At 57.5% G+C, this 765-nt stretch carries 1 rRNA gene; it reads right to left on the bottom strand.

The features are described from left to right. Positions 1-760, bottom strand: a 16S ribosomal RNA gene (locus ACFQEV_RS02230); the annotation flags it as partial. Positions 761-765 lie beyond the last annotated feature (5 nt).

Genomic DNA, 765 nt, shown 5'->3' with positions numbered 1-765 from the left:
CATCGTTTACAGCTAGGACTACCCGGGTATCTAATCCGGTTCGAGACCCTAGCTTTCGTCCCTCACTGTCGGATCCGTCTTCTCGAGGTGCTTTCGCCATCGGTGGTCCGTCCAGGATTACAGGATTTCACTCCTACCCCAGACGTACCCCTCGAGCCTTCCGGTCCCAAGCCAAGGAGTTTCCGCCGGACGCCCATCCGTTGAGCGGATGGATTTCCCGACAGACTTGCTTGGCCAGCTACGGACGCTTTAGGCCCAATAAAATCGGTCATCACTCGGGCTGCCGGTATTACCGCGGCGGCTGGCACCGGTCTTGCCCAGCCCTTATTCCTGTACCTTCCTACGGTACAGAAAAGCGAGGACTATATGCCCTCGCACTCGGAGTCCCCTTATCGCACTTGCGTGCAGTGTAAAGGTTTCGCGCCTGCTGCGCCCCGTAGGGCCCGGAATCTTGTCTCAGATTCCGTCTCCGGGCTCTTGCTCTCACAACCCGTACCGATTATCGGCACGGTGGGCCGTTACCCCACCGTCTACCTAATCGACCGCAGCCGCATCCTGCAGCGTCGGAACCTTTCCAGTTCCCGGCACTCCAGCCTGGGAACCTTATGAAGTATTGGCCTCAGTTTCCCGAGGATATCCTTCTCTGCAGGGTAGCTTGACCACGTGTTACTGAGCTATTTGCCGCGAGTCTGAACTCGCACGACTAGCATGGCTAAATCGGACTCCGATAGCAATGACCTCCGGCAGGATCAACCGGAATGTTCC

The sequence above is a fragment of the Halopelagius fulvigenes genome (assembly GCF_042662625.1).
Classification (GTDB): domain Archaea; phylum Halobacteriota; class Halobacteria; order Halobacteriales; family Haloferacaceae; genus Halopelagius; species Halopelagius fulvigenes.
This window is presented reverse-complemented; position numbering and strand designations above follow the sequence as displayed.